This is a genomic window from Cupriavidus gilardii, from assembly GCF_008801915.1.
GTDB lineage: Bacteria > Pseudomonadota > Gammaproteobacteria > Burkholderiales > Burkholderiaceae > Cupriavidus > Cupriavidus gilardii.
Genome location: NZ_VZOV01000001.1, coordinates 570,125 through 593,909 on the forward strand (window position 1 = coordinate 570,125; position 23,785 = coordinate 593,909).

At 67.5% G+C, this 23,785-nt stretch carries 19 protein-coding genes and 2 pseudogenes; 12 read left to right on the top strand and 9 right to left on the bottom strand.

Features of this window, described 5'->3' with window-relative positions:
- Nucleotides 1–629: 629 nt before the first annotated feature.
- Nucleotides 630–1,295: a response regulator transcription factor gene (locus F7Q96_RS02535; RefSeq protein ID WP_053824623.1), complete on the top strand. Its 666-nt coding sequence runs from the start codon at nucleotides 630–632 to the stop codon at nucleotides 1,293–1,295.
- 536 nt (nucleotides 1,296–1,831) lie between these two features.
- Nucleotides 1,832–2,638: pseudogene (locus F7Q96_RS27130) on the top strand (sensor histidine kinase); the annotation flags it as partial.
- Between the two features lie 69 nt (nucleotides 2,639–2,707).
- Here the strand turns inward: F7Q96_RS27130 and F7Q96_RS27135 are convergent.
- Nucleotides 2,708–3,505, bottom strand: a complete 798-nt coding sequence (locus F7Q96_RS27135; RefSeq protein WP_151021988.1) for a MipA/OmpV family protein — start codon at nucleotides 3,503–3,505, stop codon at nucleotides 2,708–2,710.
- Between the two features lie 421 nt (nucleotides 3,506–3,926).
- On the opposite strand from F7Q96_RS27135, the gene F7Q96_RS02550 reads away from it, so the two are divergent.
- Both F7Q96_RS02550 and F7Q96_RS02555 read left to right on the top strand, forming a co-directional pair.
- Entirely contained in the window at nucleotides 3,927–5,183 is a 1,257-nt protein-coding gene (locus F7Q96_RS02550; protein ID WP_053823930.1) for a phosphatidylserine decarboxylase family protein, read from the top strand.
- Nucleotides 5,184–5,326: 143 nt separating this feature from the next.
- Nucleotides 5,327–5,518: pseudogene (locus F7Q96_RS02555) on the top strand (ATP-binding protein); the annotation flags it as partial.
- 122 nt (nucleotides 5,519–5,640) lie between these two features.
- Here the strand turns inward: F7Q96_RS02555 and F7Q96_RS02560 are convergent.
- The 3 genes from F7Q96_RS02560 to F7Q96_RS02570 all read right to left on the bottom strand — a co-directional run bounded on the left by F7Q96_RS02560 (nucleotide 5,641) and on the right by F7Q96_RS02570 (nucleotide 8,703).
- Entirely contained in the window at nucleotides 5,641–6,357 is a 717-nt protein-coding gene (locus F7Q96_RS02560) for a ProQ/FinO family protein (protein ID WP_151021989.1), read from the bottom strand.
- An 85-nt stretch (nucleotides 6,358–6,442) separates the two neighbouring features.
- Nucleotides 6,443–7,441, bottom strand: coding sequence for a tripartite tricarboxylate transporter substrate binding protein (locus F7Q96_RS02565; protein ID WP_053823927.1), 999 nt, complete (start codon nucleotides 7,439–7,441; stop codon nucleotides 6,443–6,445).
- A 47-nt stretch (nucleotides 7,442–7,488) separates the two neighbouring features.
- On the bottom strand, nucleotides 7,489–8,703 hold the full coding sequence (locus F7Q96_RS02570; RefSeq protein ID WP_053823926.1) for a CaiB/BaiF CoA transferase family protein: 1,215 nt from the start codon (nucleotides 8,701–8,703) through the stop codon (nucleotides 7,489–7,491).
- 120 nt (nucleotides 8,704–8,823) lie between these two features.
- Between F7Q96_RS02570 and F7Q96_RS02575 the strand changes: the two genes are divergently transcribed.
- Nucleotides 8,824–9,726, top strand: a complete 903-nt coding sequence (locus F7Q96_RS02575) for a LysR family transcriptional regulator (protein ID WP_151021991.1) — start codon at nucleotides 8,824–8,826, stop codon at nucleotides 9,724–9,726.
- Here F7Q96_RS02575 and F7Q96_RS02580 read toward each other — a convergent pair.
- Nucleotides 9,680–11,245 (bottom strand): UdgX family uracil-DNA binding protein, encoded by a 1,566-nt coding sequence (locus tag F7Q96_RS02580; RefSeq protein ID WP_053823925.1) that lies wholly within the window; start codon nucleotides 11,243–11,245, stop codon nucleotides 9,680–9,682. The two genes, F7Q96_RS02575 and F7Q96_RS02580, sit on opposite strands and share 47 nt — an antisense overlap.
- Entirely contained in the window at nucleotides 11,242–12,453 is a 1,212-nt protein-coding gene (locus F7Q96_RS02585; RefSeq protein ID WP_053823924.1) for a putative DNA modification/repair radical SAM protein, read from the bottom strand. The genes F7Q96_RS02580 and F7Q96_RS02585 overlap by 4 nt, the downstream gene beginning before the upstream one ends.
- Before the next feature lie 140 nt (nucleotides 12,454–12,593).
- On the opposite strand from F7Q96_RS02585, the gene F7Q96_RS02590 reads away from it, so the two are divergent.
- Nucleotides 12,594–13,574 carry an SOS response-associated peptidase family protein gene (locus tag F7Q96_RS02590; RefSeq protein ID WP_053823923.1) on the top strand — a complete coding sequence of 327 codons (981 nt, stop codon included), beginning with the start codon at nucleotides 12,594–12,596 and terminating at the stop codon, nucleotides 13,572–13,574.
- Between the two features lie 42 nt (nucleotides 13,575–13,616).
- On the opposite strand, the gene F7Q96_RS02595 is transcribed toward F7Q96_RS02590, so the two are convergent.
- Complete coding sequence (locus F7Q96_RS02595) at nucleotides 13,617–15,143, bottom strand: Fic family protein (protein WP_053823922.1); 1,527 nt, start codon at nucleotides 15,141–15,143, stop codon at nucleotides 13,617–13,619.
- A 250-nt stretch (nucleotides 15,144–15,393) separates the two neighbouring features.
- Nucleotides 15,394–16,473: a VWA domain-containing protein gene (locus tag F7Q96_RS02600; RefSeq protein ID WP_053823921.1), complete on the bottom strand. Its 1,080-nt coding sequence runs from the start codon at nucleotides 16,471–16,473 to the stop codon at nucleotides 15,394–15,396.
- A gap of 69 nt (nucleotides 16,474–16,542) precedes the next feature.
- Here F7Q96_RS02600 and F7Q96_RS02605 point away from each other — a divergent pair, with 69 nt between their 5' ends.
- Genes F7Q96_RS02605 through F7Q96_RS02620 form a run of 4 tightly spaced genes read left to right on the top strand, consistent with a single transcriptional unit; the run spans nucleotide 16,543 to nucleotide 20,707 of the window.
- Entirely contained in the window at nucleotides 16,543–17,493 is a 951-nt protein-coding gene (locus F7Q96_RS02605) for a S1C family serine protease (RefSeq protein WP_053823920.1), read from the top strand.
- A gap of 34 nt (nucleotides 17,494–17,527) precedes the next feature.
- Complete coding sequence (locus tag F7Q96_RS02610) at nucleotides 17,528–18,541, top strand: AAA family ATPase (protein ID WP_053823919.1); 1,014 nt, start codon at nucleotides 17,528–17,530, stop codon at nucleotides 18,539–18,541.
- Nucleotides 18,519–19,583, top strand: a complete 1,065-nt coding sequence (locus F7Q96_RS02615) for a DUF58 domain-containing protein (RefSeq protein WP_053823918.1) — start codon at nucleotides 18,519–18,521, stop codon at nucleotides 19,581–19,583. The genes F7Q96_RS02610 and F7Q96_RS02615 overlap by 23 nt, the downstream gene beginning before the upstream one ends.
- A complete protein-coding gene (locus F7Q96_RS02620; protein ID WP_053824622.1) occupies nucleotides 19,580–20,707 on the top strand; it encodes a VWA domain-containing protein in 1,128 nt (375 codons plus the stop codon). The genes F7Q96_RS02615 and F7Q96_RS02620 overlap by 4 nt, the downstream gene beginning before the upstream one ends.
- A 13-nt stretch (nucleotides 20,708–20,720) precedes the next feature.
- On the opposite strand, the gene F7Q96_RS02625 is transcribed toward F7Q96_RS02620, so the two are convergent.
- Complete coding sequence (locus F7Q96_RS02625; RefSeq protein ID WP_053823917.1) at nucleotides 20,721–21,389, bottom strand: GntR family transcriptional regulator; 669 nt, start codon at nucleotides 21,387–21,389, stop codon at nucleotides 20,721–20,723.
- 367 nt (nucleotides 21,390–21,756) lie between these two features.
- Here F7Q96_RS02625 and F7Q96_RS02630 point away from each other — a divergent pair, with 367 nt between their 5' ends.
- A complete protein-coding gene (locus F7Q96_RS02630; protein ID WP_151021992.1) occupies nucleotides 21,757–23,004 on the top strand; it encodes an MFS transporter in 1,248 nt (415 codons plus the stop codon).
- Nucleotides 23,005–23,015: 11 nt separating this feature from the next.
- Nucleotides 23,016–23,771 (top strand): LamB/YcsF family protein, encoded by a 756-nt coding sequence (locus tag F7Q96_RS02635; protein WP_053823916.1) that lies wholly within the window; start codon nucleotides 23,016–23,018, stop codon nucleotides 23,769–23,771.
- Nucleotides 23,772–23,785: the final 14 nt, after the last annotated feature.

A 23,785-nucleotide genomic window follows, 5' to 3' on the forward strand; every position in this document is an offset into this window, starting at 1 on the left:
CTCCCAGTTCGATTTATCGAATCGGCCCGCTGCACGAATTCAGTGTCCGCGCCTTGTCAGGCTGATTCTCGACCCCTCGCGCCGATCGACGAAGCAGGACTGTTCGGTCGATTGGCATGACGAAAGCTATGACGTTTTGTGGCAAAAGGCAAGCCGCTGGCCAGTACCGGCCAGGCCTTGCCGCACAAGCGAATGCGCGGCCCGCAAGGGATCGCGCGTCGATCCGAAATGTCAATGCGGGTAGGCACGAAGAACAATGCAGACATGCGGGTCAAAGGGGGGGCACGCGCAGGCCGGAGACCGCCGTGCTATATCCTGACGCCGCGTTCGGTGCCGCTGAAGGGGCCGCAGTTCAAGCAGCTGGTGTCGCTGCCGGTCGCCAGCCCGATCCTGAACAACGGCCGCATCCACGTGGTCAGGCGGGCCGGCTGCTGTCGCCGGTGGCCGACAGGCTGCTGCGGCATGTGGTCAAGGCCTTCCCCGTGATCCGAGGCCCAGGCCGCGGGGAACGAATGTTGCTCCCGCTGCAACGATCTTCCGTCTTAATCAACGCTTAATGTCGCGCTGGCATCCTCCCGTGCCCGCGGCTCTCCATTCCACTCTGGATACGCTTTCCGATGACAAGCGCCATCGATTTGCTGCTGGTCGAAGACGATGCCATGCTGGCCGAGGTCATCTGCGATGGCGCCCGGCAGAACGGCTGGCGGATCGACCATGCGGATTGCGCGGCCGCGGCCCGCGCCGCGCTGGTCGACCATGCCTATTCGGCGGTCCTGCTCGATATCGGCCTGCCGGGCGAGTCCGGGCTGACCGTACTGCGGGCCATGCGCGCTGGCTACGACGTCACGCCGGTGCTGATGCTGACGGCGCGCGGCCAGCTGAGCGAGCGGATCGAGGGGCTGGATGCCGGCGCCGACGACTATCTGGTCAAGCCATTCCAGGTCGACGAGTTATGGGCGCGCGTGCGCGCGGTGATCCGGCGCAGCCAGGGCCGGGTGGTTCCCGTATTCAGCTGGGGGGACATCGAACTCGATCGCAGCCGCCGCGTGGTCACCCGGGCGGGCGCCCGGGTTCCGCTGAGCGCGCAGGAATACCGGACACTGCTGGCGCTGCTGGAGCGCCCGGGCCGCGTGATCACGCGGGAACACCTGGAGCGCGTGGTATACGGCAATGCCAGCGCGATCGAGAGCAATACCATCGCGGTGTTCATCCATCAGTTGCGCCGCAAGCTGGGCGAGGGCTTGATCACCACGGTGCACGGCCATGGCTACATGATCGGGGAGTCCGGCGCATGAGGTCGCTGCAGGGGCGGCTGCTCGCCGTGATGGTCGGCGTCATCGTGCTGTGCTGGGTCGTGTCGCTGGCGGCGCTGATGGTGTATCTGCAGCACAGCCGCTCCAGTATCTGGGACGACAAGCTGCAGGCCTTCGCCGCCCGCATCGTCCGCGCGCTGCCGGCCAACAAGAAGGCGTTCAATCTGGTCGGGCCGGGGCGCGAGGTCCGCGACGACGACGGTTCGCCCGAGTTCGATCTGGTGATCCAGATCTGGTCGCAGCGCAAGCTGCTGACCGTGCAGAGTCCGCGGCCGCGTGCCCAGGCCACTTCGCCGGCGGCCGCGCTGAAGCCGGACTTCGTCGACGGGTTTGCCACGCGTGTCATCGACGGCGAACGCTGGCGGGTCTATGCCATCTCCGACAGCACCGGCACCATGCAGGCGCAGGTGGGGATTCCGCATGCGATCATCGATGCCGAGGTACGCGAGGCCACGATGCACGCGCTGATTGCCAACAGCGTGCTGCTGGCGCTGGTCGGCGTGCTGTTGTGGCACACGATGCGCCGATCGCTGAAGCCGGTCGCGGTGCTCGAGCGGCTGGTGCGCGATCGCACGACGTTCGACCTGACACCGCTCCCATCGACGTCCTTGCCGACCGAACTGCAGCCGCTGGTGCAGTCGTTCAACCGTGTGCTGGCGCAGCTCGATCAGGCAGTGGAGAGCGAGCGGCGCTTCATCGGGGATGCCGCGCACGAATTGCGCACGCCGTTGTCCGCGCTGCAGGCGCAGGTGGAGGTCGCCATGCGCGCACCCGGCGGCAAGGAGAAGGACACCGCGCTGGAAAAGCTGCTGGCCACGGCCAAGCGGACCACGCGGCTGGCGGAACAATTGCTCGATCTGGCCCGCCTCAATGCTTGTGGCCAGGCGCCGCACGAACCGGCCGACCTCGGCAATCTGGTGCTGCATGTCGCCAGCGAGTTCGAGGTGCAGGCCGAACTGCAGGCGCGCAAGCTGTCGGTGGAGACCGGAGGCGGCCGCATCGCGTGCAATGTCGACGAGATCGGCATCCTGCTGCGCAACCTCGTCGACAACGCGCTGCGCTATACGTCGCCGGGTGGCCGGATCCATGTCGCCTGCGGGACCGCGAATGGCGACGCAGGCGGTGCGGTCTATCTGGAGGTCGCGGACGATGGACCGGGCGTGCCGGCCGCCGAACGGCAGGCGATCTTCCGGCGCTTCCACCGCGCCAGCGGCAATCGTGTCCGCGGCAGCGGCATCGGCCTGTCGCTGGTCGCCACCATTGCGCAATCGCACGGGGCGAGCATCGAGACGGGCCCCGGCCTGGACGGCCGGGGCTTTCGCGTACGGGTGGTCTTCACGCCGGCCGAGCCGATGCCGCCATCGGCATCGGCTGCGGTGTCGTTCCCCGGCGGCTCAGAACCGGTACAGGTAGCCAACCTGCACGGTGGTCGTGTTGGAGCGGTCGACGATCGGGCTGTCCTTGATTCCCGAACCCAGCCGCGTGGCGCTGACGTCCAGGAACAGCCCGTGATGGCGCGCCAGGCGGTAATCCACGCGCAAGCCCGCGGTGAAGTTGACGGTTGAATCGCCCTGATATTGCGGCCGGCCGATGCGCGCCTCCGACGCCCTGACGCCGTAGTAGTAGTCGACGTTCTGGCTGCTGAGCCATTGCGCCGAGACATGCGGCGTCAGCCGGAAATTGCCATATTGGAAGCCGCGGCTGACCTGCAGCGTGGCCCGGTTGCCATCGGCCGAGCCGAGCCATTCGGCCGAGACATTGGCAATGGGGTTGTGCCAGATCGCCGCGCCGCCGAACCACAGCCTGGCGTTGCGGTCGGCCATGCCTTCCAGCGCCCCGGAGTCCGAGGCCTCATAGCCGTCGCTCAGGCCGTAGCGCGTGCGCAGCCGGAACGAGACCGGGCCCAGCGAAGGCAGCTTCAGGTCCGCAGTGAGGCCGAACACGTGCACCCACCGGTTCTCGTACGACAGCACCGGAATCACGCTGTAGTCGGTGCCGATATCGCGATAGGGCTTGCGCCGGGCCGCGGCGCCGACCCCGAGGCCCCACTGCGATTCGCCGGGCTGCAGCGCGGCATCGGCAACTTGCGCCCAGCCCTGTGGCGTCCACAGGCTGGCCAGCAAGGCAATGGCCGCCACAGCGGCCGGAAAGCGAATGGGTGTCGCGCGGCGACGAGATCTGGTTCGGTTCATTCTGGATGGGTAAGGCGAGGGTGGATCGGGAGGTCAGCAGGGCGGGCGATCGGCTGCGCCTGCTCCACGCGGGCACGCGCGAGCGCCAGTGCCCGGCACCGCAGGCACAGGCATGGGCCGTCGATGGCGGACGCAGGCGAGCCAGCCGGCGCCGCGGGCGCAGTCGTGGCGGAGCGGGGAGGAAGCATGGGAATCGGCACGGGACACCTTGCTGTTGCCGGGGCCGCCAAGGGCTGGCGTCCCCCGGTGCGAATCGTGCCGATGCCGGTTTAAGAAGTTATTAGCGACGGCGCCGCTGCCGGCGAGGCACTGCCCATGTCAGACGCGCACCGATGACACGCGCAGGTCCGGCTGCGCATACTGATCGGCATCACCATGACCTTGGCCGCGGGACAGGAATCGACCGCGGCGTTGCGACGCCATGCCATCACGGAACGCGCCTTCTTCCCCTGTCAGCGAGCGCAAGCGCCTCGGCAACTGGCTTCCCGCCGACGAATCCGCCGTGGCCGAATTCCGGCTGCGGCTATGCCGGCAAGCCAGGGAGAGCGCTGGCGGCGGCCCGCGATCCGAAGCGGTGCGCGCATTGCACACGCTGCTGCGCGACGACGCCACGCTGCGCATGGGCCTGACGCGCGCGATCGGCGAGGCGAGCGATGCGGGCTACGCGCTCGGTTATCGCGACATCGACGAGTTGATGCTGGTGGTCGACTATCTGATGTCGTACGCGCCGCCGTTCAGCGACAGCAGCCTGGTGGTGTGCCCGCTCAATGCCGTGTTCGACTGGCCGATGTGCATGCCGTCGGGCTACGCGGTGTTCCGGCACCCGGTGTTCAACAAGCAGATCCGGCGCGTGCTGACCGCGTGGTCGGCGTTCCTCGGCGGGCCGCACTCGCGGGCGCATCTGAATAGCGGATCGCCCGATGGCTGGTTCAGTGCCGAGGCGGACGCCAAGATCGGGCTCTCGCAGTTCGTCACGCATCGCGAGCTGCCGTACTGGGGCTTTCTGTCCTGGAACGACTTCTTCACGCGCCGTTTCCGTGAGGGCGCCAGGCCGGTGGAGGCCCCGGACGACCCCAGGATCATCGTCAGCCCGTGCGAGGCGAAACCCTATGCGCTGCGCCGCGATGTCAGGCTGGCGGACGACTTCTGGATCAAATCGCAGCCGTACTCGCTGCGCGACATGGTGGGCGCGCACGAGGAAGACCTGGCGCGCCGCTTCGTCGGCGGCACGGTCTACCAGGCCTTCCTCAATGCCTACAGCTATCATCGCTGGCACGCGCCCGTCGGCGGCACCATCGTCAAGGCGTACAACCTGGCCGGCACCTACTACTCGTGCGCCGAGGCGCAGGGTCCCGATCCCGAGGGCCTGAACGATTCGCAGGGCTATACCAGCGCGATGGCGGCCCGCGCGGTGATCGTCGTCGAGGCAGACGACCCGGCCGTCGGGCAGATTGCCTGCGTGTTCATCGGCATGGGCGAGGTGTCGTCATGCAGGGTCGAGGTGGTGCCGGGCCAGCGGGTCAGCAAGGGCGAGGAACTCGGCTGCTTCCAGTACGGCGGATCGACGATCTGCATGCTGTTCGAGCCGGGCAAGGTCGACGAGATCGTCTGGGACCCGACGCGCATCGACGACCCGCCGATCGTCAAGGTCAATGCCCATCTGGCGACGGCGCGGTAGCGGCGCCGTCGGTAAACACATCGCGGGTTCCCGCGCGCGCGCCGTCCGTGAACGGATCGACGCGGCCCTGATGGGCGCCGTCCAGATAGACGTTGCGTGCGCCGATGTCGCCGGCCCGCCCGCGCTTGCAAAGGCGGGCAGTGCCCGAACGGCTGGCGCATATCTTCGGGCGGTTTTACCGTGGCGATCCCGCGCGCAGCAATTCGGCGCAGTCCACCGGGCTGGGCCTGGCCATCGTCGACTCCATCATGCGGCTGCACGATGGGCGGGCGACGGTTTCGAGCCGGCCGGGGCTGACGGTGCTGGAGCTGGCGTTTCCGCTGCCGGCCGCGTGACCGCTTCCCGGATTGGCGGTGAACCGAGGGGAAGGCTTGCGGTGGCCGGCTGCGCCCGTGAATCGAGCGGATGAACAGTGGTGGCTGCCGCAAACGTCGATGCGATACGGCAACCGTCGCTGTCAGGCAGGGTCTGTCCGTTCGCTGTCGGCGACCGGCGGCGTGCCATCTGCGGCGTCCGCTGGCGAAGCCTGGGCAGGCGCCGGGGTGGATGGCTTCGCTCGCCGGCTGCGCAGCTGCTCCAGATGCCGCGCGCGAGCGGCATCGCGCGCCGACACCTGGCCGGCTTCCGCGCCGGCCAGGTCGACCCGCGGCGCGCCTTCGACCAGGCACGCCCAGTAGCGGCTGCCGCGGCACCATTGCTTCAAGGCGTCGCGCAGTTCCTGCTCGGTCATCTGCAAGGCCGCGGCGTGCGGCAGCAGATCGTCGTAGACGCCGATCTTCAACGGCAGCTTGGCTGCCGGCGCCTTGGGGAAGGCGAGCGGGAACTGCTTCTGCAGTTTCCAGATATTGCGCACGGTCGGATCGACCGGCTCTTCGGTGCGCCGGGCGGCTGCCGGTTCCCGATGCGCTTTGCGCGGCGGCTTGGCGCTGGCGCCGGCGCCGGCGCCGGCAGGCCTGGTTCCGCCGGCCTTGGTCCCGCCATGTACGGCCTTGTCGCGCGCCGGCGCCTTGCCCGGCCGATGTTGTCCGTCGCCGCGCGACGTGTCCTTGCCCTGCTGGGCCGTCGCCTCCTTCGCGGGGCGGCGTGCGTCGGATCGTCGTTCGGCGGGACGGCGCGAGGCCTCCCGTTGCCTGGCAAGTTCCGCTTTCAGTGCGGCGAGTTTTTCAAAGCCCATTTACGGTTCGGACAGCAAGTCCGGATAGCGAGTTCGGAGCGATTCTATCAGCGCGAAGCCATCCGGCGCCGGGCAGGGGCCTCGATTACGTCGCGCTGATGCCCTTCGCCTTGACGATGGCGCTCCAGCGGTCGTAGTCCTTGTTCAGCCGCGCCTGCATCTGCTTGCCGTCCTGGAACGACGCAATGGCGCCGGCCGTCACCAGCTTCTGCTGCAGTTCCTTGTCGTTGGACAGGATCTCGCGCGTTTCGCTGGCGATGCGGTCGACGATCGCTTGCGGCGTATGGAGCGGCGCGATCAGGCCGCCCCACGAATCGAAGTCGAAGCCGCGGAAGCCCTGCTCGGATACCGTCTTCACGCCGGGCAGCAGCACCTTGGCATTGGGCGAGCTCAGCGCGATCGCCTTGAGCTTGCCGGCCCGGATATGCGGCAGCGCGGCCACGACGTCGGCGAACATGGTGCCGACCTGGCCGCCGAGCAGATCGGCGACGGCCGGCGCGCTGCCGCGGTAGGGCACGTGCATCATGTCGAAGCCGCCCAGGTCCTTCAGCTGCTCCATGGCCAGATGGCCGAAGCTGCCGGTGCCCGAGCTGGTGTAGTTCAGCGGCGTCTTGCTGGCCTTGGCAAAGCGGATCAGGTCCGCCAGTGTCTCGACGCCCGGCACCACGTTCGGGTTGATGACGATGGCCATCGGCAGCACGTAGACGGTTGCAACCGACTGGAAGTCCTTCTTCACGTCGTACGCGCTGTTGTTGTACATCAGCGGAGCCAGCAGCGCCGGCATGCCGAACATCGACAGGTTGTAGCCATCGGGCGCGCTCTTGATGAAGCTGGCGGTGCCGATCGAACCGGACGCGCCGGGCTTGTTCTCGATGATGACCTGCTGACCCAGCCGTTCGGACAGCTTCTGCGCCACGATGCGCGCGGCGGTGTCCGTCGGGCCGCCGGCGGGGAAGGCCACGACCATCTTGATGATCTTGTCCGGCCAGCCGTTGCGCGCGAACGCGGCGGGCATCATTGCGGCCATCGAGGCGGCGGCCCCGGCCTTGAGCATCTGGCGGCGGCTGAGGGTCAGCTTGGTCATTCTGTTGTCTCCGTCTGTTGAGAGCGTCGATTGGGAAATTCGATGGCTCAGATGACGCCGCGCGACCGCAGATCCGCGATCGCGTCGTCGTCGAGCTGCAGCAGTTCCTTGAACACCTGCTCGGTGTGTTCGCCCATATGCGGCGGCGGCATCCGCACCGGCATGCGCTGGCCGTCGATGGCGTACGGCGGCGCCAGCACCGACTGGACACCCGCCTCGCTGTCCTCGTAGCGATGCAGCAGGCCGGCCTGGGCGGTGCGCTCGGACTGCAGCGCTTCGAACATTCCGAGCACCTCGCCGCAGGGGATCTGCGCAGCGGTCAGGCGCTGCAGCAGTTCGGCCCGCGTGAATTGCCGCAGCGCTTCGCGCAGCTGCGGCAGCAGCGTGTCGCGATGCTGCGAGCGCGCGGTGTTGGTGGCGAAGCGCTCGTCGTCGGCCCATTCGGGGCGATCGATCACGTCGCGACAGAATCGCTGGAATTGGCCGTTGTTGCCGACGGTGATCACCAGCGGGCCATCGGCGGCGTCGAACACGCCATAGGGCACGATCGACGGATGCGCATTGCCGAACTTGGCCGGATCCCCGCCCTGCAGCAGGGCTTCCATGCCGTAGTACGACGTGATCATCAGGCCGCAGTCGTACAGGGCCATCTGCACATGGCGGCCGCGTCCGCTCGACTGGCGCGCATACAGCGCCGCCAGGATCGCTTGCGCCGAATACATGCCGGTGAACATGTCGACCGCGGCCACGCCGAACTTCAGCGGACCCTGGCCGGCTTCGCCGTTGGTCGCCATCACGCCGGCCTCGCCCTGCACGACCAGGTCATAGCCGGGCCGTTCGGCCTCGGGCGTGAAGCGGGCGTAGCCGGAGATCGAGCAGTACACCAGGCGGGGATTGAGCTCGGCCAGTTGTTCGTAGCCCAGGCCCAGCTTTTCGGCGCCGCCGACCTTGAAGTTCTGGATCACGACGTCGCTGCGCGCCGCCAGCTCCCGGGCCAGCTTCAAGCCGGCTTCGCTTTGCAGGTCCAGCGTGATCGAGCGCTTGTTGCGGTTGGCGCTGTTGAAGTACGACGTGTTGCGCGTGCCGATGCGCAGGCCCCAGTCGCGGGTGTCATCGCCACGGGCCGGGTGTTCGACCTTGATGACGTCGGCGCCGAGGTCGGCCAGCGCCATCGCGCACATCGGCCCCGCCAGCACGCGCGACAGGTCCAGGACCCGCACGCCGGCCAGCGGCAGCGCTGCGGCATTGTTTTCGTGATGCATGGTCAGCGTCCCCTCCGCGGGGACGATCCGGTGAAATTGGTCAGCGCAGATTGTCTATATGTTGATAAAGTTTGACAATTGCAACGACCAATCAACATAGATGACAACTCGGAGTTGACAATGGATTTGAGCGCGCTGTCGCTGCTGGTAGACATCATCGACGCCGGCAACCTGAGCCGGGCCGCCCGGCAACTGGGCATGAGCCGGGCCAATGTCAGCAAGCGCCTCAATCACTTCGAGCGGCAGCTGGGCGCGGAACTGCTCAGGCGCAGCACCCGCCAGCTCGAGCCGACCGAACTCGGCCGGCAACTCTACGAACACGGCCGCGCGATCCGGCACGAGCTGTTGGCGGCACGCGAGTCCGTGCAGAGCCTGGGCAAGCGGCTCAGCGGCACGGTGCGACTTGCCGTGCCGAGCGGCTTTGGCCAGCACACGATGTCGGCCTGGTTCATCGAGTTCATGCGGATGTATCCGGCCATCACGCTGAACGTGATCTTCGACAACGACATCGAGGACCTGATCAAGGGCGCGGTGGACTTTTCCATCCGCGTGATGGGCGAGACGCCGACCAATGCGGTGGCGCACAGCCTCGGCGACATCGAGTATGTCGCCTGCGCGACGCCCGAGCTGGCCCGCGAGGTCGGCATGCCGGGCTCGCTCGAGCCACTGCGCGACCTGCCGCTGATCACCTCCGAGTTGACCGGCGAGCGTCTGCAACTGGCCGGACTGTGGGGAACGGCCGGCGCTCGGCCGCATATCCGGCCCCGGCTGATGTCGGCCAACTTCTTCTTCCTGCGCGATGCGATTCTGCAGGGGATCGGCGTGGGCCTGGTGCCGCAGTACATGGTGGCCACCGATCTGGCGGCCGGGACCCTGGTTCAGCTGCCGCTGCCGCCGCGGGAGCTGGCCTTCCTGCGGACCACGATGTATCTGCTGTATATGCCGGCCCGGTACCAGACTCGCGCCGTGACGACGCTCATTGCGTTTCTGCGGGAGAAGGCGATGGCGGCGATGGCGCAGTAGCGGCCGCGGTGGCGAGTTCGCGGCCTTTCGCGATGGCCTGGGCGATCGCCGAGACGATGTCCTCGCGCTTGCCGGCGTCATCGACCCGCAACGCATAGGACGGGTGCCAGGTGGCGACCAGCCAAGCGTCGCCAAGCCGCGCCGGCGCGTTCAGGTAGTCGCGCAGGCTGGCCGTTGCGCCCAGGATCGCGCCCAGCGCGGTGGCGCCCAACGTGACGATGACCGCGGGCCGCACCCGTGCCCGTTCCTCTTCGAGCCAATGGGCGCAGGCCTGGACCTCGCGCTGGGCCGGCGTCTTGTGCAGGCGCCGTTTGCCGCGCGCGATCCACTTGAAATGCTTGACCGCATTGGTCACGTAGACGGAGTCGGGCGGCACGCCGGCCCGGCGCATCGCCTCGTCCAGCACCTTGCCCGCCGGCCCGACGAAGGCGCGCCCGGCGAGATCTTCCTGATCGCCCGGTTGCTCGCCGACCAGCATGATGCGGGCCGTCTGCGGACCGTGGCCCGGCACGGCCTGGGTCGCATGGCGCCACAGCTCGCAGCGGCGGCATTGGTCCAGCGAAGAGGGCGCCGGGCGCAGCGGCTGCGCATCCTCGGGATTCACCGCGACCGGCTTGCCCCTCATCGTGCCGACCGCGCCAGCCTGTGCGACGCGGCGTGCGCCGTTGCGGGCGTCGGCGATCATCGCCGGTATCAGCCGGCCCTCGGGCAGCCCCTTCCAGAAGCGCACCGGCATGTGCTGCTCGAGCGCGGCTTCGTTCAGGCGGGCCGGATTGAAAATGCTGCGGTAATAGGCCAGCCACAGCGGCTCGATGTCGTCGGCGGCCGCGCCTGCGCGCAGCGCCTGGACATCGATGCCGGGCACCGCATCCGAGATCGCACCGGCCGGTGTCGCGGACACCTGCAGCGTATGGCCGTCCCACAGCGCCGCGCCCTGGGGCGTGCCGATCCACCACGACGAACCGCCCATGCGGCGCGCGAAGTGGTCGGCGGCGTCGGCCAGCACGTCGTGCTCGGGCTCGTACCAGGCGAGGTATTCCGGGCTCCCGCCACTGCTGCGTCGATGAAACCGCACGTAGGCAATCATGTCGTGGTGGGCGCGCCGCACCGATTTGGCCATCGCGTGCAGCCGCGCACCGTCTTCGTCGGCGGGCGAGGCCGCCGCGCGATCGCCCTGGCACCATCGCCACAGCACCCGATAGAGGAAGGCCCAGCGTTGCGGCGAGCGGTGGCGCGCGGCCTGCTGCAGCAGGGCGGCCAACGCCTTCGACACACGGACCATCGGGGCGGCGCCGACGGCCTGCTGGCACTCCGCGGATGGCAGGTCATCACCGGCCATCGGCGCGGGGCCGGCATCGAGCAGCATCAGCTGTGCCGTGCCGGTGCAGGCAGCCGAACCCCGTTCCGCCCAGGTGACGGCCTCCGGGGGCCAACCGGCCGCCAGCGCGCGCAAGGCCTGCGCACGCCAGCCCGCGTAGCCGCCGTCGACCACCAGTACCGGCGAGCTGGCGCCGCTCATAGCAGCGCCAACTGCACCGGCGGCGCGGCCAGCGCCCGCCGCAACTGCTCCGACGGCCGGTCCGCCTGCGCCGGCCGGTAGTCCTGCACCACGATGAACGGTTTGATCTTGTCCATCGCGCAGCGCAATCGCACCAGGTCCTGATAGCGGATCGCCCGTGAGCGGCGCAGTTCCACCAGCCGCTTCGCATTGCGCATGCCGATGCCGGGCACGCGTGCGATCAAGGCCTGCGGCGCACGGTTCAGGTCGACCGGAAACGACTCGCGATGCGCCAGCGCCCAGGCCAGCTTCGGGTCGATGTCGAGCGGCAGGTCGCCGGCAGACTGGAACAGCTCCTCGGCCTGAAAGCCGTAGCCGCGCATCAGGAAGTCCGCCTGATACAGGCGATGCTCGCGCAGCAGCGGCGGCGCCTGCGCGGGAAGGCCGGAGGGACTGTCGGGAATCGGGCTGAACGCCGAGTAATACACGCGCTTCAGCTTGTAGGCGCCATAAAGCGTCTGCGCGGTCTGCAGGATCGTGCGGTCGTCCGCGTCGTCCGCGCCGACGATCATCTGCGTGCTTTGGCCGGCCGGTGCGCGGCCCGGCGCGGACTTGTCGCTCTCCGCCTCTTCCTGGGCAAGGCGGATCGACCCCATGGCGCGCTTGATCGTATGCGCATTCTTCTCCGGCGCCAGCCGCTGCAGGCCGCCGTCGGTGGGCAGCTCGATGTTGACGCTGAGCCGGTCGGCATACTGGCCGGCCTGCGAGATCAGCCGGGAATCGGCGTCCGGAATCGTCTTCAGGTGGATATAGCCACGGAACCGGTGTTCCTCGCGCAGCGAGCGCGCCACCTGGACCAGCTGCTCCATCGTGTAGTCGGCGCTGCGGATGATGCCGGAGCTGAGGAACAGCCCGTCGATATAGTTGCGCCGGTAGAAGTCCAGCGTCAGATCGACGACCTCGCGCGGCGAAAAGCGGGCCCGCGGGACGTTGCTCGAGCGCCGGTTGACGCAGTACTGGCAGTCGTACTGGCAGAAGTTGGTCAGCAGGATCTTGAGCAGCGAAACACAGCGCCCATCGGGCGTGAAGCTGTGGCAGATGCCGGCCCCGGTACTGGCGCCCAGCCCGCCCTTGCCCAGCGAATCCCGTTTCGGCGCGCCGCTGCTGGCGCAGGAGGCGTCGTATTTGGCCGCGTCCGCCAGGATCTCCAGCTTGGTGAGCAGTTCCATCGGGAGGTCATACTGTATGAATATACAGTATTATAGGCGCGATTGGGCTGCCGTGGGCCAACCCCGGCTCGATCCCGATGTCCGCCACTGCCAATGCCTGCCACGATGGCGTCATCCGTGGACCCCAAAGGGAGAGTCCGATGTGCTACGCCGCGCAGATCAAGGCCGACTTCAGGAAGTTCACCCGCGAGTACGGCGCGGTGATGAGCCTCCGCCAGTTTTTCGAGCTGTTCTGGCAGAAGCGCAAGGAGCAGGAATGGCAGAAGCTGCCCAAGGCGATGCGCGTCGCGTTCGCGCACGCCGGCTCGGCGGAGGACGGGGACGCCGCGGAGCGCGAGCTCGCCGCGCTGATCGCCGCCGGCGACCGCGAACTGGCCAACGCGCTGGAAGCGGAGCTCTTCCGCCAGCGGGCCCGCCTGGCGGAGGCCGAGCGCGCGCTTGCCGGGCGGCCTACCCGCAAGGCAGAGAACGAGCAGCGCATCGCCGCCGACAAGATCGCCCGGCTGCAGCAGAACCTGGCGGACCTGCAACGCGTCACGCCGACCCCCGAGGACGCGATGATCTTCCCGGGCTATTACGCGCCGGTGATGATCGAGGTGGACGGGCGGCGCACGATCGTGCCGATGCGCTACCGCTGCCGGCTGGCCGGCTGGGACGTGTCGATGGAAAGAAAGAAGCCCGGCACGTACAACGCCCGCCGCGACAATCTCGAGACGGCTTGGCGACAGCTGTTCGGCTACCGCCACGGCATCCTGCCGATCCGCGCCTTTCATGAACACGTAGCCCGGCATCGGCTCGAGCACCGCGAACTCGGCCCGGACGAGAAGGAGCAGAGCGTCGTGCTGGAGTTCCGTCCCGATCCGCCGCAGGATCTGCTGATCGCCTGCCTGTGGTCGCGACACAAGGGCGAGGCCGGCGAACCGGACCTTTATTCGTTTGCGGCGATCACCGACGAGCCGCCGCCCGAAGTCGCCGCGGCCGGCCACGACCGTTGCGTCATTCCGATCAGGCCGCAACACGTCGACGCCTGGCTCAACCCCGACCCCGCCAATCTGGCCGCGCTGTACGCGATCCTGGACGACCGCGAACGGCCGTTCTTCGAGTATCGGCTAGCGGCTTAGCGGGGAGCGCCGTGGCCGCATGGCCGACGGGGATGGTGCGTATCAGCCTGACTGCCCGAAGGTGTTGAGGTATTCGTCGAACTCGTCCCGGACGATGCTTTCTATCCGTTCGACTTCATCGTGGGTCAGGTCTTCGAATAGCTTGCGCTTTCGCTTCGACAATTCTCCGTGGTTCTGCACGATGAGATCGATCAGGTTGGAAAGCCGCGACTGTGGCAGATCAAGCCAGCCTTCTATGCGCTCTAGACTGGCGTCGTAGGCTCGCAGGTATTGGATTTCCTGCGCCAGATCGTGCTCGACGCATTGCTCGATACACCTGAACACAAACTCGCACAACGCAGTCGCGTCGAACGACGCATACAGCCAATACGGTTGAGGCGACTTGATCAGAATCGTGTCGCTGTCGGCGTCCAATGCGTAATTGAGCAGTGCGGTGCGCGGTGCCGAGTACGCCTTCAGCAAGCCGGCATAGGTGTCGATCTCCTTGAGCATGCGTGCAGATATGGGCAGGACGACGCCTTCCGGGGTGACCCCGGCCTGCCGGAGCAGGTGATGGATCAGGAAGCGGTGCAGACGCCCATTGCCATCGTAGAAGGGGTGAGCGAACACGAAGCCGAAAGATGCGCAGGCAGCCACAACGATGGGATGGACAGTCCCTGTCTGAATCAGGCTGGCCACCTGCGAAATGCCTTCCATCATTGCGTCAAGTTGCTCGGGATTCGGAGGAATATAGTCCGCCATATTCCGCATGCGGCCACCGCGCGAAAGCCAGTTTTGCCTGTCGCGATACGAATACTCGCTACGCGGGCCCGAGATGATTTCGTTTTGCCATTCGCATAGCTGGTCCTCGGTCAAAGGTCCAGGTGCGCCGGCAAACTGAAGCAATCGACGGAATTTCGCCACGCGCTGGTTATCGGGCACCTCTCTCTCGATCGAGTATGTCGAACGGGTTTCGGCGAGATACAGATAGTCGACGGCCCGGGCCAGCACCTCTGGCTCAAGGCGCTCAATCGCCGCGGCGACCTTGTCTGGCAGGTCAGACGCGATCCAGGCCGCGAGTTCGTCGGTGCGTCGCACCACCGGACAGAATGCAGGCGGTCCGAGATGGTTGTTCTGGACGCCGAACTGGGTATCGTTCTTGACGGGGCCGGTGATATACGCGCGTTCGTCGAGCGCCGGAATGCGGGGCGCGCCGGAAGGCACGTTGTAGTCGAACTGGGCTCCAGCCAACCATTTGGCGTAGAAACCGCTCAATCGGGCATAGCGCGACGTGGGCGCGGCTCGGAGCCATTCCTGCACGGCCTCGATGGCCTCCGGGTGCTCGAACAGTGCCGCCAGGACAGTCAGGTCCAACTGTTCCTTCTTCAGCGCAAAGAGAAGGTGATCGACGATCGAGTCGCCGCCGCGGTACCTGTTTCGCGGGTAAATCACACGAGTGGTGCCATCGGGGCCAGTGTGCCGAGTCAACACGCCTGTCTTGTCGGCCAGCTCGTACGTCGAGCGTAGCGGCGGCACGCGCAGATCGAACTTCTGGACCAGCGCCATGTAACCGAGTGATGTAAGTGCCATATTTTGCGATGCAACTTTGGGCGGTTTGCTCGCGGCAGCTTACCAAACCTTCTACTGGACTTACCAGAATATCTATTTTTTGCCCTCGGACTTACCGTTTCATCTATGGGGCGTCGTGCCCTCGAAGGTATCGGGCTTGACAAGACCTGATGGGACGGTGCCGTGCCAACTTACCAATTTCTCTACTCCCTTTACCAATTCATCTACAAAAGGTCCCGAGTCTTACCATTTCGTCTACACGACCCAGGCTTCAGCGCCGGAACCACAGCACCGACAGCACGCTCGCCGCCACCAGCAGCAGCACCGCGCCCCCGGCAAACAGCGCGCCGATTTCGGTCTCCCTGCGCTCCAGCGCAAACCGCGTGCTGAGCTGGCGATAGACCTGGCTCAGGTCGGCCTCGGAGCCCGCGTGGAAATATTCGCCGCCGGTGATCTTTGCCACCGCGCGCAAGGCCGGTTCGTCGAGCTGCATGTAGTAAGACATGGTCGAACCGCTGGCGGCTCCGCCATCCTGCGAGCCAAAGCCGACCGTATAGACGCGCACGCCGCGCTCGGCGGCCATGCGGGCCGCGATGACCGGATCGGGGCCGGTGGTGCGGCGGCCATCGCTGAGCAATATCACCGCGCCGTGCCGATAGGAGCCGGGCTCCGCCGCCGGCCGCTCGCCGCGCCTGGCGCGCTTGTCGCGATGGCGGGCGGCCTCGGCGGCCGCCGATTCGTCCAGCGATCGGCCCTGGCTCTCCATCAGCTTCGATGCGCTGCCGAACAGCACGGACTCCAGGTCGATGCCATCGTCCGGGAACAGCACGGCAAGCGCTTCGATCAGGCCGCTTCCGGTCGCGGTGCCGCGCTGGAGCTGGAAGCGCTCGATCGCCTCGAGCATCTCCTGCCGGTTGTCGGTCGGGCTGAGCACCACCGAGGCCGTCGCCGCGAACGACACGATGCCGAGCCGGACGTTGGCGGGCAGCCCGGTGACGAGATTGGTGGCTGCCTGCTGGGCCGCGCTCAGGCGGGTTGGCGCGACGTCGGTCGCCTCCATGCTGCGCGAGACGTCCATCGCGAGCACCAGCGTGATGGTGTCCGCTGGCAGCGTGATGGTCGCGCTCGGGCGCGCGCAGGCGAGCAGCGCGGTGCCCAGCGACAGCAGGAAGAGCAGGGGAGGGAGGTGGCGCCGAAGCCATTGCCTGGGACCGAGCGCGGCGCGCGGCAGCACAAGACTGGCGTACAGCAGGGCGGCCTTTCTGCGCCGGGCAAGCACGTAGAAGTAAGCCGCTGCCAGCACGGGAAGCACGAGCAGCAGCCAGAGCATTTGAGGCCAGAGAAACTGCATGCCCTGCTCCTTGGCGCGTGGTTAAGAACGATGGTACTGTAGTTTCCGACGCGTGAACTCGAGGCAGCGATGAAACGGGTGACGATCTACGGAACAGCCTTGGCGGCGATCGCACTCGTCTTTGCAGCGGGCGTCGGTTCCGCCTGGCTGCTGCAGCCGAAACAGCGGACGTTGACGCAGTCCGACATCGATTCCGCGGTGCTCCACACGCTGCACAACAAGGATCTGCCGTCGCGCGCCGCGCGCGCCGCCGAGGCGATCCGCCAGTCGGTCGTCGAGGTCCGCAGCTATCCCGCCGCCGAAGCGCCCGCGGAAAAATCGCGCGCGGACAAGGGGGGGCGCGATCGGTCCGCCAAGCCGCCCGAATCCTCCGCCCCTTCCAGACGCCCGCCCCGCGACGAAACCGCCAGGGGCAAATCACCGGGCACGCCCGCCACCCCCGGCCCCCACGCAGAAAAGGGCGGGCCGGAAGCCTTGCCCGACGGCCGGCACATCGGCACGGGCGTGGTCGTCACCGAAAGCGGCGTCATCCTGACCAACTTCCACGTGGTGGCCGGCGCCCGCCGCGTCGAGGTCCGCTTCCACGACGGGCATACGGCCGAGGCCACCGTGCTGCAGGCCGTGCCGGAAAAGGACCTGGCGATCCTGCAGCCCAGATCGATTCCCGACGACCTGCCGCCGGCGACGCTCGGCTCCAGCCGCGAACTGGCGCCGGGCAGCGAAGTGGTCGCGGTCGGCTTTCCGTTCGGCATCGGCCCGTCGGTGACGGCCGGCGTGGTGTCCGGGCTCGATCGCCAGTTCGTGTCCCCCGACGAGAAGAAGCAGCTGGACAAGCTGATCCAGTTCGACGCCGCCGCCAATCCCGGCAATTCGGGCGGGCCGCTGGTCAACATGAGGGGCGAGGTGGTCGGTATCGTCACCGCCATCCTCAATCCCAACCAGAGCGGCAATTTCCTTGGCATCGGCTTTGCCATCACGATCGAAAGCGCGGGCGGGTCCGTCGGCGCTTCGCCCTTCTAGCCTTCCAGACCTTCCAGACCAGAGCGAGAGGCCCATGAACGACCAAGCCCGGGACGCGATCGAGACCGCCAACCTGATGGAGCGGCTGCTGTACGAGGTCAAACGCGTGGTGGTGGGGCAGGACCACTTTCTCGAACGGGTGCTGGTGGCCATTCTTGCCGGCGGCCATCTGCTGGTGGAAGGCGTGCCCGGGCTGGCGAAGACGCTGACCGTCAACACGCTGGCCAGAACGATGCGCGGAACGTTCAAGCGAATCCAGTTCACGCCAGACCTGCTGCCCGCCGATCTGGTCGGCACGCGCATGTATCACCAGGGTACCGGCCAGTTCTCCACGGTGCGCGGGCCGGTCTTCGCCAACCTGCTGCTGGCCGACGAGATCAACCGAGCGCCGGCCAAGGTGCAGAGCGCCTTGCTCGAGGTGATGCAGGAAAAGCAGGTGACCATCGCCGGCGAAACCCACCGCGTGCCGATGCCCTTCCTGGTCATGGCCACGCAGAACCCGATCGAGACCGAGGGCACCTATCCGCTGCCGGAGGCGCAGGTCGACCGCTTCATGATGAAGGTGCTGGTCGGCTATCCCAGCGAGGACGAGGAGGTCGTGATCGTCAATCGCGTCACCGGGCCGCGGATCGACGTGAGCCCGATCGCCACGCCCGAGCAGCTGGCCGAGCTGCAGCAGGAATGCCGCACCATCTATGTCGATCCGGGGCTGATCCAGTACGCGGTGCGCGTGGTGTCGGCCACGCGCAGGCCGGCCAGCTACGGGCTCGACGATCTGGACCGCTACGTGACCTTCGGCGCCAGTCCGCGCGCCACCATCGGGCTGATCGAAGGCGCACGCGCGCTGGCGCTGCTGCGCGGCCGGCACTATGCGGTGCCGGAAGACGTCATCGATCTGGTGCCGGACGTGCTGCGCCACCGGCTGTCGCTGTCCTACGAGGCCATGTCCGACGGCGTCACCGCCGATGCGTTGATCGGCCGCATCGTGCAGGCGATGCCGGTCCCCGAACGTCCGCTGGAATCCCATGTTCGGGCGGCTGCGCGCTAGACGCCGGTCCGGCCCGGACGCCGCCTCCGACAAGGCCACCGCGCGGGGTGCGCCGCGCGGCGTCGGTGCCGGCCGCACCGATGCGCTGTTGCGCCGCATGGAATGGACCGTCGTGCGCCGCCTCGACGGCATGCTGCAGGGCGACTACCGGACCCTGTTTCGCGGGTTCGGGCTGGACCTGGCCGATCTGCGCGAATACCAGGCCGGCGACGACGTTCGCCACATCGACTGGAACGTGACCGCGCGGCTGCAGACGCCGCACGTGCGCATGTTTCAGGAAGATCGCGAGATCGCGGTCTGGTTTCTGCTCGATCTGAGCGGGTCCGTCGAGTTCGGCTCAGGTGATGTGCGCAAGCGCGACCTGCTGAGCGACTTCACCACCGTGATGGCGCTGCTGCTGACGCGCTATGGCAACCGCGTCGGCGCGGTGCTCTACAACGGGGCGACCGACGTGACGGCGTCGGTGGTGCCGGCGCGCGCCGGCCGCCGGCAGCTGCTGCATCTGCTCGACCGCATGCACGCGACGCCGGCCGCCTCGCCCGGCCATACCCGGCTGCGCGGCCTGCTCGACCATGCGCGGGCGGTGGCCCGGCGCCGATCGGTGCTGTTCGTCGTCTCGGATTTCATCAGCGAGCCGGGCTGGCAGGCCTCGCTGGCGATGCTGGCGCGGCGTCATGAGGTCATCGCGGTGCGGCTGGTCGATCCACTGGAGCAGGCCTTGCCCGATCTGGGTTTGCTGGTGCTGCAGGACGCCGAGACCGGCGAGCAGATGTTCGTCGACACCCACGACCCCGCCTTCCGCAAGCGCTTCCTGGCTGCCGCGCAGGCGCGCGAGGAAGAACTGCGGCTGGGCTTTGCGCGCGCCGGCGTCGATTGCCTGACGCTGTCGACCGACGCGCGCCTGGACCTGGCGCTGCTGGACTTTTCGCGGCAGCGCCGTCATCGGCAGGGCACCGCGAAGGGGACGGCGAAGCCGGCAGCGAAAGGGAAAGCGCAGGAAACGGGGCAAGGATCGAAGCAGGGGGCCGCATGGACGGCGTGAGCGAGGCGATCAGCCGGCTGCCCGCCATCAGCTTCCTGTGGCCGCGGATGCTGTGGTTGCTCGCGCTGGTTCCCGTGCTGGCGCTGGCCTACCTGTGGCTGGACGGGCGCCGCCGGCGCGCGGCGGTCCACTATCCGGCGCTGAAGACCGTCGGCTTCGCCAACCGCAGTGTCGCGGGATGGCGCCGGCACGTGTCCCCCTTGCTGATCCTGCTGGCCTTGACGGCATTGATCGTCGCGATCTCCCGCCCGCATGCGCTGATGGTGCTGCCGTCGCGCATCGAGACCGTGATGCTGGTCATCGATCTGTCGGGCAGCATGCGGGCGAAGGACGTGCCCCCGAGCCGGCTGCGCGCGGCCCAACAGGCCGCCAAGGGGCTGCTCGACGCGAAGCCGGCGGGCGTCGGCGTGGGACTGGTGGCGATGGCGGGCACGTCCGCCGTGGCGCAGGCCCCGAGCCGGCGCAAGCAGGACGTGGCCACGGCGATCGACCGGCTGCAGCCGCAGGGCGGCACCGCGCTGGGCAACGGGCTGCTGATCGCACTGACGGCGCTGCGGCCGCAGGCAACCGAGGATGCCGCGCGCCTGATGGAAGGCGACGCCTCGCCGCTGAAAAAGCCAGGGCCACCGGCCAGCCAGTTCAGCGCGCCCGGCTTGGCGCAGGGACCGGGCCAGGGAGGCGGGGCGCAAGGCTCCGCCGATCCCGAGGGCGCCGGCGGCCCGGGCTCCTATGCCGCCGGCGCGATCGTCGTGTTCTCCGACGGCGAAAGCAACGCCGGTCCGGCCGCGGTGCAGGCCGCCGAGCTGGCGGCCACCTACGGCGTGCGCGTCTATACCGTGGGCGTGGGCACGACGCAGGGCGTCGTGCTGTCCGCCGACGGCTGGTCGGCGCGCGTCAAGCTGGACGAGGCGGTACTGAAGGAGGTTGCCAATATCACCGGCGCCGAATACTTCCGCCTCGAGGACGCCGCCAGGCTGAAGCAGGTCTATCGGGCGATCAACGCGAAGCTGACACTCGGCAAGACCGAGCAGGCGGAGATCACCGCGCTGTTCGCCGCGCTCGGTGCGGTGCTGGCCGGCGGCGCGGCGCTGCTGTCGCTGTGGTGGTTTGGGCGCGTGATGTAGCGGCGGCCGCCGCTCAGCGGCCCTTGAAGATCGGGTGCCGGGCGCAGGCCGACAGCACGATGCGCTCGGACTGCACCAGATAGTCGTTCAGCGCCGTCGCGCATTCGGCCAGCTTGCCCGACTCGAACAGCTGCAGGATGTGCTGGTTCATCTCGACATAGGGCCCGTGCAGGAATTCCGGATCCTGCAGCATGCCGAACGCCAGCCGCAGCTCGGCCAGCAGGTGGGAGAACATCACGTTCAGCCGCTCGCTGTCGGCCAGTTCCACGATGGCCATGTGGAACTCCATGTTGGCGGTACCCGCCCCCTGCCAGTCGCCGCGGTCGCGGCATTGCAATCCTGTTTCCACCGCGTGCCGCATGTGCTTGCGCGCCGGATGGCTGGGGTAGGCCTGCGCGATCGCCTGGCATTCGATCAGGCGGCGGACGCGGTAGATATCGATGATCGCCGCGATGCTGGGAATGGCAACGGCGACGCCGCGATTGGGCTCGTGCTTGAGCAGGCCTTCCTTGGTCAGCACGCGGAACGTCTCGCGCAGCGTGTTGCGGGAGATCTGCAGGCTTTCACTGAGCGCGGCTTCGGACAGCCGCTGCCCCGGCGCGAAGTCGCCATGCAGGATGCGCTGGCGAATCTGTTCGGTGACCCGCTCGGCCAGGTTTTTTACGTCGGAACTGGTTGTCATGTTGGCGGCAAGGGACGGCGAGTTTGGCCGGGGTAATCGAGGCGCTGTCGCGGGCGTGCCCGGTTCGCGGGATGTTACCCCACCTTGTTCAACAAAATGCGCTCGATTGGTGCATTGCCCCAAGTCTGCGTGCGGCTAGGTGTATACCAGAATCGATCCTGATGAATGATTGTTGAACAATCTCGCTACGGTAGTTGAGTGATACGTGCATATACATCAACATGGCATGTGCCTTGCTAAACAGCGCTGCGGTGAAGGGGCGCCTGTTTCGATGGTCCGCTCACTGCCTCGACGTCGTCGCAGCAGGGTCGTGAAGACAGCGCGGCGAGCATCCCACGTTTTGCCGTTATCCCGAGTGAGCGCAACCATGTGGCTTAAAGAAACTACGCAGGAAGAGCGCAAGACGCTCTTTGCCGCCTTCGTCGGCTATGGGGTCGATGCCTTCGACTACATGATCTACACGTTCATGATTCCCACCTTCATCCTGGTGTGGGGCATGACCAAGGCACAGGCCGGCTATATCGCGACCGGCGCGCTGATCAGTTCCGCGATCGGCGGCTGGCTGGCCGGCATCCTGGCCGACAAGTACGGCCGCGTGCGCGTGCTGCAGCTGACCGTGCTGTGGTTCAGCTTCTTCACGTTCCTCAGCGGCTTCACGCAGTCGCCCGAGCAGCTGTTCGTGACCCGCATGCTGCAGGGCCTCGGGTTTGGCGGCGAATGGTCGGTCGGCTCGGTGCTGATCGCCGAGATGATCCGCGCGCGCCATCGCGGCAAGGCGGTCGGCCTGGTGCAGAGCAGCTGGGCGATCGGCTGGGGCCTGTCGGCCATCGCGTTCTGGGCGGTCTACGCGATGTTCGAGCAGCAATATGCCTGGCGCGTGCTGTTCTGGATCGGTGTGCTGCCGGCCGTCTTCATCCTCTATATCCGCCGCAATATCAGCGAGCCCGAGGTCTATCGCGAGACCAAGGCGAAGCTCGCCGCCACCGGACAGAGCAACAACTTCATGCTGATCTTCAAGCCGGGCGTGCTGCGCGTGACCGTGCTGGCGAGCCTGCTGGCCACCGGCATGCAGGGCGCCTACTACTCGGTGACGACCTGGCTGCCGACCTACCTGAAGATGGAGCGCAACCTGTCGGTGCTGAACACCAGCGGCTATCTGATGGTGCTGATTGCCGGCTCCTTCGCCGGCTACCTGACCAGCGCCTGGCTGTCCGACCATCTCGGGCGCCGGCGATGCTTCATGCTGTTCGCGGTCAGCGCGGCCATCCTGGTGATCTGCTACACGCAGCTGCCGATTACCGATGCGGCGATGCTGGTGCTGGGCTTTCCGCTGGGCTTCTTCCTGTCGGGCATCTTCTCCGGCATGGGCGCCTACCTGACGGAGCTCTATCCGAGCCATATCCGCGGTTCCGGACAAGGCTTCTGCTACAACTTCGGGCGTGCGGTCGGCTCCGTGTTCCCGGCGCTGATCGGACATATGGGCGCGACGATGTCGCTCGGCGTCGCGATCGGTTATCTGGCGGCCGGCGCCTATGGGCTGGTCGTCGTCGCCTGCCTGCTGCTGCCCGAGACGCAAGGGCGCGAACTGGTCGGCGAAGCCGAGCCCGCGCATTGAGGTCCGACGCCATGCAAATCGACCTGAACAGCGATCTCGGCGAGAGCTTCGGCGCCTGGCGCATGGGCAGCGATGCCGCGATGCTCGACATCGTCAGCAGCGCCAACGTGGCCTGCGGCTTCCACGCCGGCGATCCCGCCGGCATCCTGCGCACGCTGAAGGCCGCCGCGGCGCGCGGTGTCGCGGTGGGCGCGCATGTCTCGTATCCGGACCTGCAGGGCTTCGGCCGCCGCAACATGGACGTGGCGAGCGAAGACCTGATTGCCGACGTCATCTATCAGATCAGCGCGCTGGCCGGCATGGCGGCGACGGTCGGCACGACGGTGCGCTACGTCAAGCCGCATGGCGCGCTGTACAACACCATCGCCAGCGACGAACGCCAGGCGCGCGACGTGATCGCAGCCATCCGCGCGGTCGACCCCGAACTGGTGCTGGTCGCGCTGGCCGGCTCGCCGCTGGTGGGCTGGGCGCGCGATGCCGGCCTGCGCGTCGTCGCCGAGGCCTTCGCCGATCGCGCCTATACGCCGCAGGGCACGTTGGTCTCCCGCCGGGAACCGGGCGCGGTGCTGCACGACGCCGGCGAGGTCGCACAGCGGATGTTGCGCCTGGTGCGGGAAGGCACGGTGGTCGCCATCGATGGCAGCGTGGCCGGCGTCGAAGCGCAGTCGATCTGCGTGCATGGCGACAGCGAGGGCGCGCTGGAGATGGCACGCGCCGTGCGCGACGCGCTGGAACGCGAGGGCGTGAACGTCCGCGCCTTCGCCTGAGCGCGGGCCGGATC

Bases quoted from the DNA above. Each gene is read 5' to 3' on its own strand.
- F7Q96_RS02625 (WP_053823917.1), bottom strand. From the start codon at position 21,389: ATGACAACCAGTTCCGACGTAAAAAACCTGGCCGAGCGGGTCACCGAA.
- F7Q96_RS02610 (WP_053823919.1), top strand. From the start codon at position 17,528: ATGAACGACCAAGCCCGGGACGCGATCGAGACCGCCAACCTGATGGAG.
- F7Q96_RS02615 (WP_053823918.1), top strand. From the start codon at position 18,519: ATGTTCGGGCGGCTGCGCGCTAGACGCCGGTCCGGCCCGGACGCCGCC.
- F7Q96_RS02595 (WP_053823922.1), bottom strand. From the start codon at position 15,143: ATGGCACTTACATCACTCGGTTACATGGCGCTGGTCCAGAAGTTCGAT.
- F7Q96_RS02630 (WP_151021992.1), top strand. From the start codon at position 21,757: ATGTGGCTTAAAGAAACTACGCAGGAAGAGCGCAAGACGCTCTTTGCC.
- F7Q96_RS02575 (WP_151021991.1), top strand. From the start codon at position 8,824: ATGGATTTGAGCGCGCTGTCGCTGCTGGTAGACATCATCGACGCCGGC.
- F7Q96_RS02605 (WP_053823920.1), top strand. From the start codon at position 16,543: ATGAAACGGGTGACGATCTACGGAACAGCCTTGGCGGCGATCGCACTC.
- F7Q96_RS02565 (WP_053823927.1), bottom strand. From the start codon at position 7,441: ATGACCAAGCTGACCCTCAGCCGCCGCCAGATGCTCAAGGCCGGGGCC.
- F7Q96_RS02585 (WP_053823924.1), bottom strand. From the start codon at position 12,453: ATGGAACTGCTCACCAAGCTGGAGATCCTGGCGGACGCGGCCAAATAC.
- F7Q96_RS02570 (WP_053823926.1), bottom strand. From the start codon at position 8,703: ATGCATCACGAAAACAATGCCGCAGCGCTGCCGCTGGCCGGCGTGCGG.
- F7Q96_RS27135 (WP_151021988.1), bottom strand. From the start codon at position 3,505: ATGAACCGAACCAGATCTCGTCGCCGCGCGACACCCATTCGCTTTCCG.
- F7Q96_RS02580 (WP_053823925.1), bottom strand. From the start codon at position 11,245: ATGAGCGGCGCCAGCTCGCCGGTACTGGTGGTCGACGGCGGCTACGCG.
- F7Q96_RS02635 (WP_053823916.1), top strand. From the start codon at position 23,016: ATGCAAATCGACCTGAACAGCGATCTCGGCGAGAGCTTCGGCGCCTGG.
- F7Q96_RS02560 (WP_151021989.1), bottom strand. From the start codon at position 6,357: ATGGGCTTTGAAAAACTCGCCGCACTGAAAGCGGAACTTGCCAGGCAA.
- F7Q96_RS02590 (WP_053823923.1), top strand. From the start codon at position 12,594: ATGTGCTACGCCGCGCAGATCAAGGCCGACTTCAGGAAGTTCACCCGC.
- F7Q96_RS02600 (WP_053823921.1), bottom strand. From the start codon at position 16,473: ATGCAGTTTCTCTGGCCTCAAATGCTCTGGCTGCTGCTCGTGCTTCCC.
- F7Q96_RS02550 (WP_053823930.1), top strand. From the start codon at position 3,927: ATGCCATCACGGAACGCGCCTTCTTCCCCTGTCAGCGAGCGCAAGCGC.